Origin of the sequence: Acinetobacter lwoffii, assembly GCF_022809915.1 — a bacterium.
GTDB classification, from domain to species: Bacteria; Pseudomonadota; Gammaproteobacteria; order Pseudomonadales; family Moraxellaceae; genus Acinetobacter; species Acinetobacter lwoffii_M.
This window is the reverse complement of record NZ_JALGQY010000092.1, coordinates 1-784: the sequence shown is the minus strand read 5'-3', so window position 1 is coordinate 784 and position 784 is coordinate 1. Positions and strand designations below refer to the sequence as shown.

Annotated in this window: 1 protein-coding gene; it reads left to right on the top strand. The window is 35.3% G+C overall.

Annotated features, from left to right (window positions below; genetic code table 11):
• The first annotated feature begins 59 nt into the window (after positions 1–59).
• Positions 60–761, top strand: coding sequence for an IS1 family transposase (locus tag MTX11_RS16560; RefSeq protein WP_243475623.1), 702 nt, complete (start codon positions 60–62; stop codon positions 759–761).
• Positions 762–784: the final 23 nt, after the last annotated feature.

The window sequence follows — 784 nt, the reverse complement described above, 5'->3', positions numbered from 1 at the left end:
GGTGGTGTATCAAAAAGTATGCTAAAAAAAAGCAGGTTGAATTTTGATAAAATAGAGAAATGCAAATAACTCTAGAAATCAAATGTCCAACCTGCCTCAGTGACAGTATAAAGAAAAATGGCATCAAAGTAGATGGGAAACAAAACTACCAATGCAAAGACTGCAAACGTCAGTTTATTGGTGACCATGCTCTGAGCTATCTAGGATGTAATTCTGGCATTACTCGTAAAATATTACAGTTAATGGTCAGAGGCAGCGGTATACGAGATATCGCTGAAGTTGAGCGCATTAGTATCGGTAAAGTCTTACGGACTTTAACTGAATCGGCCTATCAAATTCAGCCTAAACAAAGTCATTATGAATCTCTCGAAGTAGATGAATTCTGGACTTTTGTTGGAAATAAAAATAATAAACAATGGCTTATTTACGCCTACCATCGAGAAACAGGTGAGATTGTTGCTTATGTTTGGGGTAAGAGAGATTTAGCTACAGTCCAAAGGTTGAAGACAAAGCTTAAACAATTAGATATTCACTACACCCGAATTGCAAGTGATCATTGGGACAGTTTCATCACTGCTTTTAAAAACTGCAAGCAAAGTATTGGTAAGTTTTTTACTGTAGGAATTGAAGGTAATAATTGCAAAATAAGGCATCGAATAAGGCGTGGTTTTAGAAGAAGTTGTAATTTCTCCAAAAAGCTTGAAAACCATTTTAAAGCCTTCGACTTAACCTTCTTTTACATCAATAATGGCTTCATTTAATGTCAGCATACTTTTTAAAACAC

Excerpts from the sequence above, each read along its gene's own strand:
- MTX11_RS16560 (WP_243475623.1), top strand. The coding sequence starts at position 60 with ATGCAAATAACTCTAGAAATCAAATGTCCAACCTGCCTCAGTGACAGT.